The organism is Roseibacillus ishigakijimensis (assembly GCF_016595415.1).
Classification (GTDB): domain Bacteria; phylum Verrucomicrobiota; class Verrucomicrobiia; order Verrucomicrobiales; family Akkermansiaceae; genus Roseibacillus; species Roseibacillus ishigakijimensis.
On the sequence record NZ_JAENIO010000005.1, the window covers coordinates 1 to 15,761 of the forward strand.

A 15,761-nucleotide genomic window follows, 5' to 3' on the forward strand; every position below is an offset into this window, starting at 1 on the left:
GATTGACGGCAAGGGAGAAATTCCTTACCTTGCGTGAACTCCTTCACAAATGGTGACGACTCTCGAACGCGTGGCGAAATCTGATTCCATAGCTGTGGGCGAAACTGGGGATTCCCAGTGGGTTCGCGTGGAGGGCAAGGGTAACTTCATGAGTAGCCCTCGCCTTAAAGAATACGTGGACCAGTATCTCAGGAAGGGCGGTTGCGAGGATGTGGTGGTGGATTTGGAGGTTTGCTCCGGCATGGACTCCACCTTCATGGGCACGTTGGCTGGTTTGGCCGGGCGCCTGATGGAGTGCGGGGCCGATATGTTCATTGTCGGCTTGTCCGAGCGCAATCGTGATTCTCTGGTCGATCTGGGCTTGGATGCCCTCATGACGCTGGAGGGTGAGGACGGCGGCTCGAAATGGGTCGGGAAGTTGGACGAAATTCGGGGGGGATTGACTCCTTGGACGGGCAAGCAGCATCAGGCTGCCGCTGCCGATGAAGTTCTTGAAGCCCATCGCAAGCTCTGTGAAGTCGATGGGCGGAATCACGCCAAATTTGACGCGGTCTTGGAAATCCTGGAAAAAGAGAGCGCGGCCCGTAGGGCGAGCTGACTGCCGCCGTGGCGATGACGATGACCAGTCTGGAGTGGGGGTTGCTGGTCGGCTTGGCGGTTTTGCTGATTCCGATTCTTGTCCTGCGCCATCGCTTGCGGGCTCGCGAGGAGGAGCTGGAAGCTTTTGGTGCCGAGGAGAACCGGATGTTCGACTTCCTCCACCATCTGGGGGAATCCATCGCGCAAGAGCGGTCCTTGGCCCATCTCTACCGAACCATTGTGAATGGTATCGAAGAGGTGGTGGCGGCGGATGGCGCGGTGCTCTATCTGGTCCATGAGGAGCAATTCGCCCCCGGGCATCTTACTGATTCCTGTCCGCCCCTGATCACGGTTCCGGCCAAGGTGCGGGCAGAGGGAGAGGAGGCCGTTACCAAATGGCTGCGCCTGGGGCGGGTTGACCGCAAGGGGGAGTTTCTCGACCAGGTGGTGGCGCACGAGGCTGGAATCCGCTGGGGGGCGGGGGAGGCGGCCTTGCCTGCGGGGGTGAGTGACTTTTTTGGCGTGCCTCTGGCTCATGCGGGCAAGGTCTTTGCTATTCTGGTAGCCGTGCGCGCGACCGAAAAGTTTTCCAACAACGATTGGGATGTCTTTCGCTCGGCCGCTGAGCAATCGGCATTCGGCTTGGGCAATGCTCTTCTCCACAAGGAGGTGCAGGAGAAGCGTCGGCTGGATGACGAACTCCGCACCGCGCAGGAGGTGCAAAAGGTGCTCCTTCCCGATGGCAACCCCGATTGGCCGGGCTACCGCGTGCGGGGAGTGAATTTCGCGGCCCGTCTTATCAGTGGGGACTATTTTGACTTCGTGGATCTGCCGGGGAATCGTCATGGGGTGGTCATTGCTGATGTCTCCGGCAAGGGCGTGGCCGCCGGCTTGGTGATGGCAAGCTGCCGCAGCGCCCTGCGGGCCCACGCGGTGGTCTCCGACGGCCCGGCGGCCGCTCTCTCGGCTCTGAATCGACAGATTTTTTCCGATGTGCGGGAGGATATGTTTGTGAGTTCGGCCTATGCCGTTCTGGAGAATGGCTCCGGCAAGGTCACCTTGGCTCGGGCTGGTCACGATGCTCCTTTGCTCTATCGAAAGAGCACTGGCGAGGTGGAGCGGCTGAAGCCCGGTGGATTGGCGCTTGGGATTGATCGCGGGGCGGTCTTCGAGCGCGTGCTCAAGGAGATGGAGATCGAGCTCGCATCGGGCGATGTTCTCTTATTCTACACCGATGGGGTCAATGAGGCTGAGAATGCCAAGGGGCAGGAATTTGGCAAAGACCGGCTCATCAAGCGTTTTGCCGCCCTCGCCAGCGAGGGTGCGGAAGGGGTGGTGGAGCAGTTGCCCGAGGAGCTGCGCAAGTTTGCCGGTAGCCGCGACCAGTTTGATGACATCACTCTGGTCGCGATTGAACGGGTCTAGCGGATGGCTTCACAAGCGGCCTTCGTCCGCATCGATATAATCGCAGAAGGTGAGCAAATGGCTGGTGTCCGGGCGATTCAATTCCGCCAGGCGGCTGGCCAGCTTCTCCGCCAAGTCGTCGCGGAAACCGCGGGTGAGGAGGTAAGCGCGGAACCAGGCCAATTCTTCCGGGCTCCGCTCCTTGCCAACAGCGCGCGCGTGGGCGAGAGCGTCGTCATCGCTGGCTCCGGCGAGGACATGGTCGCGAATTGTTTCATAGGAAACCCCGAGAAACTGGCAAGTCCACAGGTCCATGCCTTTGCCGAGATTGGCATGGAGATCGGGGTGCAGTTCGCCGGCTGCAAAGAGGCGGATCTTTCCGCAGAGGCGGGGGAAATAGGGCAGGCCATCGAGTTCCTCTCGTGGCGAACAAGGATAGGTGTCGGGCATGGCGCGAGAATGGCGAAAAGGGGCTCTTATCGGCAAGAAAGAAGGCCTTTTGGCCGAAAATCGGAAAAAAATGCGCTGGCACGGTAAAAACGGCTTGAAATCATCGCGAAAACCCTTATCTCCTCCGCCCCCATGGCTAGAAAATGCTGGAAAGCCCGAAACGAGCGCAAGGCGAAGACTGTCGCCCGCTATGCTGATCTCCGTCACCAACTGAAGAAAGAGAAAGACTACGTCGGTCTTTCCATGCTTCCCCGTGACGCAAGCCCGACTCGCCTCGTCAACCGTTGCGAGATCACCGGACGTCGCCGCGCCTACCTCCGTCGCTTCAAGATGTCCCGGATTACCTTCCGCGAATTGGCTTCTGCTGGAATGATTCCCGGCGTGACCAAGTCGAGCTGGTAATTTCCTCCCGACTGTTATAGTTTTTCGGAAAGGGATTGCGAACAACCCGTCCCTTCCGTCCCCTGATGCCTATCTACGAATACCTTTCTGCAGAGCCGGACAACCCGGAGAAGAGTTGTCGTATCTGTTCGAAGGGCTTCGAGTTGCGGAGACCGGTGGAACGTCCTCCCTTGGAGTTCTGCCTCTCTTGCAAAAATCCCGTTCGCAAGGTGATCAGCCGGGTTAATACGCCCACGATTACCAAGCCTTTCTCTCCCACCGATGCCAAGAAGGCGGGCTTTACCGTGCTCCAGAAGCGCGATGAGGGAGTTTTTGAGAAGCTGTGAATGGAACCCTCGAGCTAGGCTTCGTCCTCGCTTCTGCCACGGCGGAAGTGTCCGAACATTACCCGTCCTTGGGAGAATCCCTGTGGGCGCTCTTTTTGATCACCCTGCTTCTCTTAGCCAACGCCTTCTTCGTGGCTTCGGAGTTTGCCATCGTCAAGGTGCGTCCCAGCCAGGTGGAAGCGGCCGGCAAGCTCAAGGGCAAGCCCTTTCCGACTGCCGAAAAGGTGGTTGGCAATCTGGACGGTTATCTCTCTGCCAATCAATTGGGCATCACCTTGGCTTCCCTCGCCCTGGGCTTCATTGCCGAGCCCTTCGTGGCTTCTCTGATCGGGCCCAGCCTCAAGATGTTGCCTTGGTTTCCCGAAAACCTCATCAGCGGCACCTCCTTCTTCATTGCCCTGATTTCCTTTACTTTTCTCCACGTCGTGGTGGGTGAGCTGCTCCCCAAGTCGGTGGCCATTCGCAAGCCGCTCGAGTCCACTCTGCTCCTCGCCCCCCCTCTCAATTTCTTCTACTTTTGCAGCTGGCCGGCCATTTACTTTCTCCAAGGCACCTCCAACCGCCTGCTCAAGTGGATTTTCCGGCTCGATCCGGCAGACGAGAGCGAGGTCCACAGCTCGGAAGAGCTCGCTCTCCTCGTGCATGAAAGCGGCGAATCGGAAGAGGTGACCAAGACGGAGAAACAGATTCTCATCAATGCCCTTGAACTCAACGATATGTTGGTTCGGGAGGTGATGTTGCCCCGCAGCGAGGCTGTCGCCTTGGACCTGGAAAAAACCTTCGAAGACAACCTCGCTCTGGCCATTCGCACCAAGCACACCCGCTTTCCTCTCGTGCGCGGGCACTTCGACAACACGGTGGGCCTGATTCATATCAAGGACATCCTCAAGCTGGTCGGTGATGAGGCCCCCGATCTCCTCAAAATCAAGCGGGAGCTGAAGGTGGTGCCCGAGACCATGCCCCTCGATGGCTTGCTGGAGTTTTTCCTCAAGGAACGAGCCCACCTTGCCATGGTGGTCGATGAATACGGTGATCCGGCGGGTCTGGTCTTCATGGACAACATTATGGAAGAGCTCGTCGGCGACATTCAGGATGAGTTCGACAACGAGGAGGCGGGCTACACCCAGGTCAACGAGGAGGAATTTGTCGTGGAAGGCTCCTTCAGCGTAAACGAGCTGGAAACGATTTTTGCGGGTTTCGAGCTGGACGCCGGGGAGGTCACTACCATCGGCGGCTACATCACCCAACAGCTTGGCCGTTTGCCGGAACCAGGCGAGATTCTTCGCATTGACGACTTTGAGGCCAAAGTGACCAGCACGGATGGTCGGCGGGTGGGGCAGGTTCATCTGCGGCGGCTCTCCGATAAGGACCTCGCCGAGGAGGTCGGCTCGCTGGCCTGAGGCCGGGAGTTGACAGAAAAACCGTCTTCTTTTGCTGTTCGTTGTAATTTTGCCCCTTGAGTCGGGCTACATAGGGCATGGCTGTCTTAAACGGTTCGACTTCGCGCTGGTTTTCCTTTGTTCCGCTGTTTTGCGGGGCTTTCGCTTCTCTTCCCTTGGCCGCAAAGCCACCTCATATTGTCTACATTCTGTGTGATGATTTGGGATATGGCGATGTGGGCGTCTTTCACCAGAATGAGCGCGCGGCGCGGAAGGACCGCAGTGTGCCCTATTTTGAAACGCCCGCGCTGGACCAATTGGCGGGGGAGGGCCGCATGCTCACCCGGCATTATTGCTCGGCGCCCGTTTGTGCGCCTTCGCGGGCTTCCTTTCTGACCGGGCTCACCCAAGGTCATGCCACGGTCCGGGACAATCAGTTCGACAAGGCTCTTCCCGATACCTGGACGGTGGGTTCCGTTTTGCAAGAGGCGGGCTATGCCACCGCCGCGATTGGCAAATGGGGGTTGCAAGGCAAGCGTCCGGAGGATTCCCAAGAGGCGGATTGGGAGTCCTATCCCACCCGGCGGGGTTTTGATTTTTTCTTCGGCTATGTCCGCCACCGCGACGGTCACCAGCATTATCCCAAGGAGAAGGCCAAGGAGGTTTGGGAAAACGGGCGCGAGATTTCCGAGGAGCTGGACCTCTGCTACACGACGGACTTGTTCGCCGCGCGGGCCAAAAAGTGGATCGTGGATCACGTCAGTGAGAACCAGGAGCAGCCCTTCTTTCTCTTTCTCTCCTACGACACTCCGCACGCCGTTCTCGACAATCCGCCTTGTCCTTTTCCGGAGGGAGCCGGGTTGGAAGGTGGTTTGCAATGGACCGGGCAACCTGGGAAGATGATCAACACCGCCCGGGGAGGTCAGGACAGTTATCTGCATCCTGCGGTGGCGGAGGCGACTTGGGACCACGATAACAATGCGGAGACTGCGGAGCAGCCTTGGCCCAATGTGCAGAAACGCTATGCCAATCTCGTTCGCCGTATCGATCAAGCCACCGGCGACGTGGTGCAGCTTATCGACGACTTGGGCTTGCAGGAGGAGACCCTCATTATCTTTTCCTCCGATAATGGCCCCTCCCGCGAGTCCTATCTTCGGGAGACCTTTGACCCTACCTTTTTCCAAGGCTATGGGCGGATGACCGGGATCAAGCGCGACACTTGGGAGGGCGGCCTGCGCGAGCCCACCATCGTGCGCTGGCCGGGCAAGATTCCTGCCGGCGAGCCCATGCGCACCCCCTCGGGACAGTGGGATTGGTTGGCGACCTTTGCCGAGGCGGCCGACCTTCCCGCCCCCGCCTTCAGCGATGGGGCGAGCCTTTTGCCTGCTCTTTTGGCTGCTTCCCAGCCGGAAGGGGCTCACCCCGCGCCCTACATGGAATACCTCAATCGCGGCAAGACTCCGGGCTATCCGGACTTTCCGGAGGAAAAACGCCAGCGCAGGCGCGGTCAAATGCAGGTCGTCTTTGTCGATGGCTACAAGGGAATTCGCTATGACGTGAGCTCCGCGCAGGACGACTTCGAGATCTACGACGTGGAGGAGGACCCCGGGGAGCGGAAAAATCTAGCCGCCACCGCGCTGGGTGAGGAGCTCCAGCCCCGCATGAAGGCGGCCGCGCTCCGGCAGCGCCGTCCCAATGCCTCGGCCAAGCGGCCTTACGACGGGGCCCCCATCCCGGCCTTGGCTGCGGCTCCCTCCGGGGAGCCCGGCTTGACCTGTTCCTGGTTCGCGGGAGATTGGCCTTGGTTGCCCGACTTTCGCAAGATGAGCCCGGCTGGGTCGCGCCGCCTGAGCGAGCCTTCTCTTCCGGAAAAGGCCCTCGCGGCCGATGGTCTTCTGCTGCAGGGTTACTTCCGGGTTGAAGAGGAGGGCGTTTATCACTTCCGGGCCTCCGGGGGGAGCGAGAGCATGCTCTTTGTCCACGAATGCCGGGTTTTGGCCAGTGGAGTAACTAGCGGGGAGGAGGCGATCACCCTCGGGGTGGGTTGGCATCCCATCCGGGTCTTGGTGCGGGACCCCCGGGAGGGAGAGCCGCTGGCATTGCAGGTGAAAGCCCCCGGAGGAGACTTCACGGGCTTGGAGACATTTTCCCTGCGAGCGGCGGAATAGGCTCAGCCTTTCCCGTCGAGATACATCCATTTGCCTTTGTAGCGGCGGAAGCGGGAGTGCTCGTGCAGCTCTCCCTCTTCGCCGTCGATGCGATAGCTGGCCACGAATTCCACTTTGCCGGTCTTGTCGGCGGGACCGCCCTTGGAGCCCCCGAGGATGGTGAGCCCTTGCCAGCGGGGCTGGTCGATGGTCCGGGCCAGCTCCCGGGCGAGATTTTTTTCCCGTTTGTCGGGGTGGGTGGTGGCGACGAGATAGTCGACGAGGCGGAAGAAGTAGGCGCTGTAGCGCGAGCGCATCAGTTCCTCGGCTGTGGCCGGGGTTTTGCGGTTCTTGTGAAAGGGGCGGCAGCACTCCAGGTAACTGCGCTCGCGGTTGCAAGGGCAGGGTTCCAGGTCGCGTGGCCGGGGATGATATTCTGCGCCAGCCATTACTTCACCACTTCGTCGAGGACTGTGACGTTCTTGAGATGGGCGGTATCACCCCACGTCCGCAGGGTCCAATTGTGATCCGCAAATTGGAAAATGTTCACTGCTGTATTGGGCAGTTGGAAGCGGCGGGGGGGGAGCAAGTTCAGCCCGAGGGCATCGCGCAGGGCCATGCCGATCACCCCTCCGTGGGAGACGGCGAGCACCCGTTGGCCGTCGTGGCGGCGCACGATGCGGCGCAGGGCGGCGGAGGCGCGGGCAAAGGTGTCGGCCCAGGATTCCCCGCCTTCCGGCGCATAGTGGGGATCGCCCGAGGCATGGAGCACGGCGTCCTCCGGATGCTCGGCTTCGATTTGGGCAAAGGTCAGGCCCTGCAAGTTGCCGAGGGCGCGCTCCCGGAGATCGGTTTCGATCTTGATGTCGCCTCGCTGTCCCAAGGGCTCGACGAGATACTCGCAGGTGCGGTAGGCCCTCCCGAGGTCAGAGGAGTAGATGGCGTCGAAGTGCAATTCCTCCTGGGCAAAGCGGGCCCCCAGGCTCTGCGCTTGCTCCACGCCGTTTTCCGTCAGTGGCGAGTCCTCATGGCCTTGCCACAATCCCGCGCGATTCCATTCCGTTTCGCCGTGGCGAATGAGGTAGAGTTCGGTCATCAGTCCGCAGCCGTCTAACCCCATGAAGGGAAAAGATCGACTGCGGAATGATCCGAAGTCACTGCCAGGTCACTTCACATGCAAAATACCGCGCATGATCTGGGCGTGGCCGGGGAAGGTGCAGACGAAGGGGTAATCGCCCGGTTCACTGGGAGCGGTGAATTCCAGGGTCTCTATTTCCTTGTTGCCCAGCAGCTTGGTGGCATACAGAACGTCGTCGCTCTCGGGGACGAAGTGGGCTTTGAAGCCGTCTGCTCCCAAGGCGATGGCGGCATTAGCGACTGAATCCGCCGTGCCGGGTTTCACAATGACCAGATTGTGGGGCATGAAGTCCGGGTTGGCCAAGGTGAGCTTGATGGCTTTGCCCGCTTCAAGAGTCAGCTCGCTCACGTCGAATTGGAGCTTCTCCACCACCGTGTTGATCTGAATGGTGGTTAGTTCGGGGGTATCGGAGAGGATGCCGCCTTTTACCACCACCATCTCTTCTTCTTCTTCGATGTGTTGCTGGCCCTTGGCGGGATCGGCCGGTCCCCACCAATGGGCAACCATCCTGGCTCCCTCCTGCACATGAGGATCCGCCGAGCGCAGAACCACTTCCAGCAGTTCTTCGTCACGCACATTGTGTTGCTGGTAGGTCCAGAGGGCTTCCAGCAGAGGGATGCCGTTTTCGGCCACCGTCGGGTCGAATTGTTGCACCCAGCTGCGGGTGGCTGCGATGACCTCCTCGGTGTCGCGTTCGCTCAACTCCACCCGAGTGCGGTGGCGCACATTCATGTCGGGGTGCTTGAAGTTCTCCAAGAGCTCCGCGAGGCTGGCTCCATCGATCTTGACGGGTTTCTGCAGCTCTCGGCTGGGGTAGGTCATGCGGTAGATGCGGCCGTGCTTTTTATCCCGGTTGGGGTCGCGCACATTGTGCTGCATGTGGCCGATGATGACGTTGTGCCAGTCGGAGATGTAGAGGGCCCCGTCTTCCCCAAAGACCGCGTCGGTGGGGCGGAAGTTGCCGTCCTCGCTGTAGAGGAGCTCGTCGGTGGGCGTGCCCCAGACTTCGCCAAAGCCGTAATTTTTCTCCGGGTAGCCCTCGCGATGCAGCTTGTATTGCTTCAAGCCGAGGTAGCCGATGGTGTTGCACAGGATGAAGTTCTGCTGCATCTCCTCCGGGAAGTGAGTGCTGGAAATGATGGCATCAGCCGAAACCGGGCGCACTTCTTTGGTTACCAGTGGAAACATCCGGAAGCCTTCCCCATGGGGTCGGACTTGGTAGGAGCGCCCGCCGGTTCCATCGTTGGCGTAAAGGTAGCCCCATTGGTCAAAGCTGGTGCCATGTGGGTTGGGGCCGTTGTTGGCCACAAATGATACCGTGTAGCGCCGGGGATCAAAGCGATACATCCCGGCTGCTCCGGTCGCCAGGTTGGGCCCCCATGGAGTTTCGTGGTTGTGCTGGAGGAAGATCCCACTTTGCCAGTAGATCCCTCCGTCGGGGCCAAAGATGAGGTTGTTGGCGGCGTGGTGGGTATCGGAGGAGCCAATGCCCTGCATGAGCACGTAGCGCACATCGGCGACATCATCGCCATCGGTGTCTTTCAGGAAGAGAATGTCGGGTTGGCTGGTCACAATCACTCCGCCATTCCAGAACTCAAAGCCAAGGGGGTTGTGCACCTTGGCGAATTCCTTCACTTCGTCGGCCACGCCATCTTTGTCGTGATCTTCAAAGATGAGGAGAGCATCGTTCATCTCCTTCAGCGGCTCCCACTTGGGGTAGGTGGGCCAGGCTGCGGCCCAGAGCCGTCCCTTGCCATCCACTTGCATCTGCACCGGATTGGCCAGCTGCGGGAATTTCTTTTCATCGGCAAAGAGGTTCACCTCGAAGCCTTCCGGGTAGTGCATCTTCTCGATCGCTTTTTCTCCGTCGAGATAGTTCAGGCTTCCTTCTTTCTCGGCACTCGAGCTCCGCGAGCCTCCTCCCACGTTGGAAACGACCGGAATCGGCTTGGGGGCATTGGAATCATCGACCTGAAGGTCGCGGCCTGCTGCCCGGGCCCAGACGCGTTTATCGCGATTAGCTGTGGTCACATCCAGTATTGTCAGCTCGTGTTCCAAGACGTCGCGGTTGGTTTGACCATCCACGAATTGCAATCCGCCCCGGCTGCCCCAGATGTCGTTGCCATCGGTCGCCCGGTAGCGGTTGTGCCAATGCCAGTTTTTGTCGAGGACTGCTTGCCGAACCGCTTCGTGCTCCTCTGTGGCGGTCACTTCCTGCTGGAGGAGGGCACTGGCAATCACCTCGCCCACTTGCTTGTTGCCAAAGCTGTTGAGATGAATTCCATTGAGAGTCAGTGGCTCACTGGAGTCGGCATACAGCCTGAGGGTGGGGTTGAAGAGATCAACGAAAGCCACGCCATTGCGCTCGGCCGCCTGGCGGGTCGCTTCAGTCAGAGCCAGCAGCCGCTTGTTGTTGGCCTTGCCATCGGGAAGATTCCGGGTGTTGAGATTCTCGTGAGCGATAGGGCTGAAAAGCACGATACGAGGAAAGCTCTCTCCATTCGGGCGGGCCTTGCGCGTTTTTGCCACAAAGGCGTCAAGCTGGGCCCCGTAGTCTTCCGGGCTGGTGTCGAAGGATTCGTTGTAGCCAAACATCGCCCACACCACATCGGCCTTTACCTGTTGGAGATACTTGTCCATGGGAGTGAATCCCTTGGAACGAGGGTAGTTGTTCAGCCGATCCCCGCTCACGCTCATGTTGCGGAACTTCAGCTCGCGGCCAGGGCTGGCGGCCTGAATGAGAGTCTCCGTCCAGCCGTCATGTTGCATACGGTCGGCGAGGCCATTGCCGAGAATGGCGATGGTGTCTCCTTTTTGAAATTGAAAAGGAGCCGGGTCGCGATAGTCGGCAGGCACGATGACCACCTCTTGGACTTGTCCATCGGCCGAGCGATAGCTCACCTGACCTTCCTTGGTATAGTCGATCCAAACACTCGACTCCGGCGCTGTCAGATTGCCGTGGCGCGCGACTTCCTGGCGCTGCTCATCCAGGAGGATTACCCGCGCGTTCTCGAGACGACTGCCCAGCGCTTCCTCGTGGCGGTTCCAGATCGCGATGCGATCGATCGCCGCTTCCCGGCCGAGGTCCACCTCCCACCAAGGATTGCTTTCGCCTATGCGAGTGTGGGTCTGGCCGCCTCTGGCGTATTGAGAGGCCTTGTTGCCATCGAGGGCCCGGCTCGCCACCCCGTCGTGGGAGGTCGAGGATTGGGTGGCCTTGCCCGTGCTTGCAATGTTCTTCCCTTGGGAAAAAATTTCGACTTCCGCGAGAGTGAGCGTCCGGCTTTTGCCCGGCAACTCCACCCGCACATAACGGGCATCCGTTTGGGCCCAAGCGACTCCCGAGAGCCCCAAGAGCGTGATCAGCGTTTGAGTTAACATAAGAGAAATTTTGCTACGAAGGATTGACAAAGTAAATTTCAGAAAACTCGGCAACGCCTTGACGATATCCGGCACAGGCAAGAGCAGGCCCCGTCTGGAGGAAGCGCGTAGCGCAGGGTTGGCCAATCAGCCATTCTTCGCAAAGAAGCTGATGATGAGGCACCAGAGGGCCAGGATGAGGTTCATCAGCGGCAACTGCAAAGGTAAGGGAAACAGGTAAACCAAAGAAACGGAGGGCACCCACACCACCCAGTTGGCGATCATGAGGGGAATCGCCCTTTCCCAATAGCTCTTTCGCCGCAGGGCCTCGCCAAACCGCTTCCCTGAGAGCCCATGTTCGATGAAGAGATAGCTCAGCAAGACCTGGGGCACGGCCAGAAGGGGAACCCACACAAACTGGTCCACCAGGGTCTTGCGAACAATGGTCGCGGCATCAATGGCATTGCCAAAGACGTGAGCCTGCAGCTCATAGAGTTTGTCCACCTGCCAACCGTGCAGGGCCCAAAAAAGAAACAGCCAGGGAACCTGCCGGAAGGGCATCCTCCGTTCCCGGGGCAAAAAGGCCAGCTGGGCCAGCCAGGGGATGAGGCTGCCAAACAGCGCGGTCGACACCATCGCAAACCAAGGGGAGTAGCGGTTCTTCCAAATGCCGATGTGATCGAAGGTCTGCGCCACCACCGGGGATTGATAATAAGCGATCACCAGAACCAACCCCACCGTCCACAACAAGGCCCCCGGGAGCAAGTTGCTCTTCGCCCCTCCCCAACCCAAACGGAGGGCTTCGCGCAAATGACTGGGGCGGAGAGTGGAGTCGGGCATCGGCAGCTCTTTCCTGATCGAGACGCCCCCGGGGGTCAATCCTGCATCCCCTTAGCGAAGGAAAAAAACTTTTGCTAAAAAGGCGCGCTTTGGTCTTGCCTCATCAGGGGCAAGAGGCATACTCCCCGCCCCGAACGGAAATTGCCGCTTTGGGAAATGGCCGGCTTAGCTTCAGTTGGTAGAGCATCCGACTTGTAATCGGAGGGTCATCGGTTCGAATCCGATAGCCGGCTCCATTTTTTTCTCGGGATTCCTCCCTTGTTGATGAGGAAGTCTTCCACCCCACTCTTTAAAGTCTGCCAGCGGGGTGAACGTGAGAACCAACAGCCAATCAGAGTTTTCGGGGAAATCTTGTCGCTTTGCAGAGTGCGACTAGCGGCTCGTTGCGGCAAAATGTCATTTCATCGCTAACTGATCAGGCTATTTCTTCGTTAAATTCATCCCTTTGAGTCAGTTGCCGTGGATTGCTAACTGTCTTTGCCGGGATTGCTAATGTTTAATTCGTTCGCTCGTTAGGAAAAGTGACGAGGGACGGCCGAGAGTGTTGCTCTCTCGTCCACGCGCCTTGTTATGAAATTGTCTTTCGATCGTCGTTCCCTGACTTCGCCGCTGGTTGTTGCTTGGGGATTGGGGGGGAGTCTTCTCGCCCAAACCAATGATACTTTGTCCGATAGCGTGGTGGTCGCTGCGGAAAATGCTTCTCTCGTCAATCCCGCCTCCTCGCCGACGACCACGAAGTCTCTTGTGCCACTGATAGAGAATCCACGCTCGATATCGGTGGTCACGCGCGAAGAGCTGGAGCGCCGGGGTGCGCAGAGCGTCCAGGAGTCGGTGGCCTATGTGCCGGGGGTCTTGACCGGGGTGGGCGGCGTGGACAGCCGCATCGATGACATCATGATCCGGGGGTTTGAGGCCGGGGGCTTCACCTCCAATACTTATTTGGACGGCTTGCGCGTCCCCACTGGGGGGCAGTGGACCACGACGCAGTTTGATGTCTTCGGGCTCGAGCAGGTCGAGGTCTTGAAGGGCCCGGCTTCGGTCCTCTTCGGGCAGGTGGCGCCCGGCGGACTGGTCAATATGGTGAGCAAACGCCCCCAGCGGGAGAGCCAGCGCAGCTTCTCGACCCAGTATGGTTCCTTTGACACCTGGCAGCTGAGCGCGGATGTCACGGGTGCGCTCGATGACCAGGGCACGCTGCTCTATCGTGTTGCCGGACTCTACCGCGAAGGGGAGAGCCAGGTCGATCACACCGACCTGGAGCGCATCTATCTGGCCCCCAGCCTCACCTGGACCATCGGGGCGGATACTTCCCTCACGCTGCTCACGAGCTATCAGAAGGATCAAGGGGGAGACACCTATCAGTTCCTGCCTGTGGAGGGCACTTTGTTTGCCACTCCTTTGGGAAGAATCGACCGCGAGAACTTTATCGGGGAGCCGGACTTCAATACCTACGACCGCGAGCAATTCGCGGTGGGCTATGAGTTCGATCACCGCTTCAGCGAGGTCTTCTCTTTCCAGCAAAATGCGCGCTACACCTCCGTCGATACCCTCTATCAGAGTGTGGTGGCGGGTCGCACGGCCCCGGATGCGACGGGGATGATGGCTCGTCGGGCTGTCGAGGGGGCGGGTGATGCCCAGAGCTTGACCATCGATTCCCGTCTGCGGGCTGACTTTTCCACCGGGCCGGTTGAGCACGAGGCCTCCGTGGGGTTCGACTACCTGCGCACCGAGTGGGATCACGAGCGGAGCGGCTCCAATTCCGTGGCCGCGATTAACGTCTACGACCCGGTCTATAGCGGGGTCTCCGGCGCCTTTCGCACCCAGGTCAGCCAGGAAACCGTTTCCTATCAGCGGGGCTTCTACCTGCAGGATCAGCTGCAATGGCAGGGCTGGCACCTCTCCGCGGGGGCTCGCTGGGATGATACCACCACCAATCTCCGTAATCGTCTCACCGACGACGCCCTCGTGACCGAGGACGAGAGCTTCACCTGGCAGACGGGCTTGCTCCATCGCTTTGAGAGCGGGTTCTCTCCCTATCTCAGCTATGCCACCTCCTTCGAGCCCCTTGCGGGCACCGATGCTGATGGCTCCGCCTTCGATCCCTCCGAGGGGCGGCAGTTCGAGGTGGGGGTGAAGTATGAGCCGCAGGCTTGGCCCGGGCTTTTCACGCTCTCCTACTTCGATCTCGAGCAGAGCAACCTCCTCACCCGGGACAATGACGACCCCACCTATCAGGAGCAAACCGGGGAAGTCACCATCCGCGGGGTGGAGTTCGAGGGCAAGGTGGAGCTTCTTCCCGGCCTGACCGCCATCGGAGGCCTGGCCTATCTGGATGCGGAAATCACCGAAGACAATGACGGCAACGAGGGCAACGATTTTGCTAGCGTGCCCGATTGGTCGGCCTCCCTCTGGCTGGACTACGAGTGCCGCGAGGGAGCCTTTGCTGGCTTGGGCCTGGGCGTCGGGGTGCGGCATGTCTCATCCCGGGCAGGGGACAATGGCAACCTCTACGAGCTTCCCTCCTACACTCTCCTGGATGCCGGCCTGCGCTACGACCTGGGCCAGCTCTCCGACTCGCTGGAGGGCGCGCGCCTCTCCCTCACCGGTAGCAACCTCACGGACAAGGATTACGTCGCCAAGGCCGAGACCGCGACCTCCGCGAACTACGGTCCTGCTCGCCAAATCAATCTCAACCTCAACTACACATGGTAAAGTCCCTTCTCATCTCTACTCTACTCTCCTTGAGCACCTTCTCCGGGTCCGTCCTCGGGCAGGACGACGCCCCCGCGCAGCCCTATCAGCAGCCCGGCTGCGTGCAGTGGGAAATGGTGGCCGCATCCGGCACAGAATACCGCATCATGGTCTCTCTCCCGGAGGAAGAGGCCCCTGCCGGGGGCTTTCCGGTCGCCTATCTCCTGGATGGCAATGCTCTTTTTCCGCTCGCGTCCTCCCTCTATCGGGTGCAGGCCGGCACGGCCAAGCTGCGGAAGCATAACGGTATCTCCTCCGGAATCATCGTCGGTATTGGCTACGTTGGGGACTCGCAGCGGGACTACGAATACACCCCTGAGGCGGAGCCCACCAGCCAGCCGGAGACCTACCGCAATGGCCAGCCCTACCCCCCGAGGGAATACGGCGGGGCCGCCCGGCTGCGGGCCTTTATCGAGGACGAGCTGAAGCCCGAAATCGAGAAACGCTACCCTGTCGACCCGAGCCAGCAGGCTCTCGTCGGCAATGGCTTCGGTGGGGTCTTCGTCTTGCACACTCTCTTCACCGCACCCGACTCCTTCCACACCTACGTGGCGGGCAGCCCCTCCATCTGGTGGAATGGCCGCTCGATTCTAGAGCAGGAAAAGGCCTTTCGCGCCCAACCCGCCGCCGCCCGTCTGCTCCTGACCGTGGGCGAGGGCGAGCAATCCCTGACGCGGGTGGAGACGAACTGGGCGGACGAGGATGCCCGTGAAGAGCACCGGCTGAAAGTCACCAGCCGCCGGATGGTCGACAATGCGCGCGAGCTCTTCTGGCGTCTCGACGACCTCGACCATTCTGGCTTCGAGGTGGAGTATGCGAGTTTCGCAGGCGAGAGCCATAAGTCCGCAATCCCCATGTCACTCAGCCGCGCCTTGCCCTTCCTTTTTCCTCCCCAAGAGGCTGGCGAAAAGGAGTGACCGCTGAATAGCATACCCCGGCGGGCAGCGCGGCACACGCGGCCTGTCCTTCTGCAGAGGCAGTCTAG

13 protein-coding genes and 1 tRNA gene are annotated in these 15,761 nt (G+C 60.0%); 9 read left to right on the forward strand and 5 right to left on the reverse strand.

Going from position 1 to position 15,761, the window contains the following annotated elements; all coding sequences use genetic code 11:
* Positions 1–49: 49 nt before the first annotated feature.
* Positions 50–598 carry an STAS domain-containing protein gene (locus JIN78_RS02955; RefSeq protein WP_200390444.1) on the forward strand — a complete coding sequence of 183 codons (549 nt, stop codon included), beginning with the start codon at positions 50–52 and terminating at the stop codon, positions 596–598.
* A gap of 14 nt (positions 599–612) precedes the next feature.
* Complete coding sequence (locus JIN78_RS02960) at positions 613–2,004, forward strand: PP2C family protein-serine/threonine phosphatase (protein ID WP_234037763.1); 1,392 nt, start codon at positions 613–615, stop codon at positions 2,002–2,004.
* 9 nt (positions 2,005–2,013) lie between these two features.
* Here the strand turns inward: JIN78_RS02960 and JIN78_RS02965 are convergent, their stop codons facing one another.
* A complete protein-coding gene (locus JIN78_RS02965; RefSeq protein ID WP_200390446.1) occupies positions 2,014–2,433 on the reverse strand; it encodes a DUF5069 domain-containing protein in 420 nt (139 codons plus the stop codon).
* Between the two features lie 132 nt (positions 2,434–2,565).
* Here JIN78_RS02965 and rpsN point away from each other — a divergent pair, with 132 nt between their 5' ends.
* The 4 genes from rpsN to JIN78_RS02985 all read left to right on the forward strand — a co-directional run bounded on the left by rpsN (position 2,566) and on the right by JIN78_RS02985 (position 6,708).
* Complete coding sequence (rpsN, locus tag JIN78_RS02970) at positions 2,566–2,835, forward strand: 30S ribosomal protein S14 (RefSeq protein ID WP_200390447.1); 270 nt, start codon at positions 2,566–2,568, stop codon at positions 2,833–2,835.
* Positions 2,836–2,900: 65 nt separating this feature from the next.
* Positions 2,901–3,161, forward strand: a complete 261-nt coding sequence (locus tag JIN78_RS02975; RefSeq protein ID WP_200390448.1) for an FmdB family zinc ribbon protein — start codon at positions 2,901–2,903, stop codon at positions 3,159–3,161.
* The gene (locus JIN78_RS02980; RefSeq protein WP_200390449.1) at positions 3,158–4,561 is read left to right on the forward strand and encodes a hemolysin family protein; all 1,404 of its coding nucleotides are present in this window, start codon (positions 3,158–3,160) and stop codon (positions 4,559–4,561) included. The genes JIN78_RS02975 and JIN78_RS02980 overlap by 4 nt, the downstream gene beginning before the upstream one ends.
* Before the next feature lie 155 nt (positions 4,562–4,716).
* Positions 4,717–6,708 (forward strand): sulfatase-like hydrolase/transferase, encoded by a 1,992-nt coding sequence (locus tag JIN78_RS02985; protein ID WP_200390450.1) that lies wholly within the window; start codon positions 4,717–4,719, stop codon positions 6,706–6,708.
* Positions 6,709–6,710: 2 nt separating this feature from the next.
* On the opposite strand, the gene JIN78_RS02990 is transcribed toward JIN78_RS02985, so the two are convergent.
* The 4 genes from JIN78_RS02990 to JIN78_RS03005 all read right to left on the reverse strand — a co-directional run bounded on the left by JIN78_RS02990 (position 6,711) and on the right by JIN78_RS03005 (position 12,025).
* Positions 6,711–7,136 (reverse strand): YchJ family protein, encoded by a 426-nt coding sequence (locus tag JIN78_RS02990; RefSeq protein ID WP_200390451.1) that lies wholly within the window; start codon positions 7,134–7,136, stop codon positions 6,711–6,713.
* A complete protein-coding gene (locus tag JIN78_RS02995; protein WP_200390452.1) occupies positions 7,136–7,783 on the reverse strand; it encodes a histidine phosphatase family protein in 648 nt (215 codons plus the stop codon). Before JIN78_RS02995 ends, JIN78_RS02990 begins: the two co-directional genes overlap by 1 nt.
* Positions 7,784–7,852: 69 nt before the next feature.
* Positions 7,853–11,206: a PVC-type heme-binding CxxCH protein gene (locus tag JIN78_RS03000; RefSeq protein ID WP_200390453.1), complete on the reverse strand. Its 3,354-nt coding sequence runs from the start codon at positions 11,204–11,206 to the stop codon at positions 7,853–7,855.
* A 126-nt stretch (positions 11,207–11,332) separates the two neighbouring features.
* A complete protein-coding gene (locus tag JIN78_RS03005) occupies positions 11,333–12,025 on the reverse strand; it encodes a hypothetical protein (RefSeq protein WP_200390454.1) in 693 nt (230 codons plus the stop codon).
* Between the two features lie 159 nt (positions 12,026–12,184).
* On the opposite strand from JIN78_RS03005, the gene JIN78_RS03010 reads away from it, so the two are divergent.
* The 3 genes from JIN78_RS03010 to JIN78_RS03020 all read left to right on the forward strand — a co-directional run bounded on the left by JIN78_RS03010 (position 12,185) and on the right by JIN78_RS03020 (position 15,693).
* Positions 12,185–12,261 (forward strand) — tRNA-Thr (locus JIN78_RS03010).
* A gap of 334 nt (positions 12,262–12,595) precedes the next feature.
* Positions 12,596–14,737: a TonB-dependent siderophore receptor gene (locus JIN78_RS03015; protein WP_200390455.1), complete on the forward strand. Its 2,142-nt coding sequence runs from the start codon at positions 12,596–12,598 to the stop codon at positions 14,735–14,737.
* Positions 14,731–15,693 carry an alpha/beta hydrolase gene (locus JIN78_RS03020; RefSeq protein ID WP_200390456.1) on the forward strand — a complete coding sequence of 321 codons (963 nt, stop codon included), beginning with the start codon at positions 14,731–14,733 and terminating at the stop codon, positions 15,691–15,693. The genes JIN78_RS03015 and JIN78_RS03020 overlap by 7 nt, the downstream gene beginning before the upstream one ends.
* Positions 15,694–15,761 lie beyond the last annotated feature (68 nt).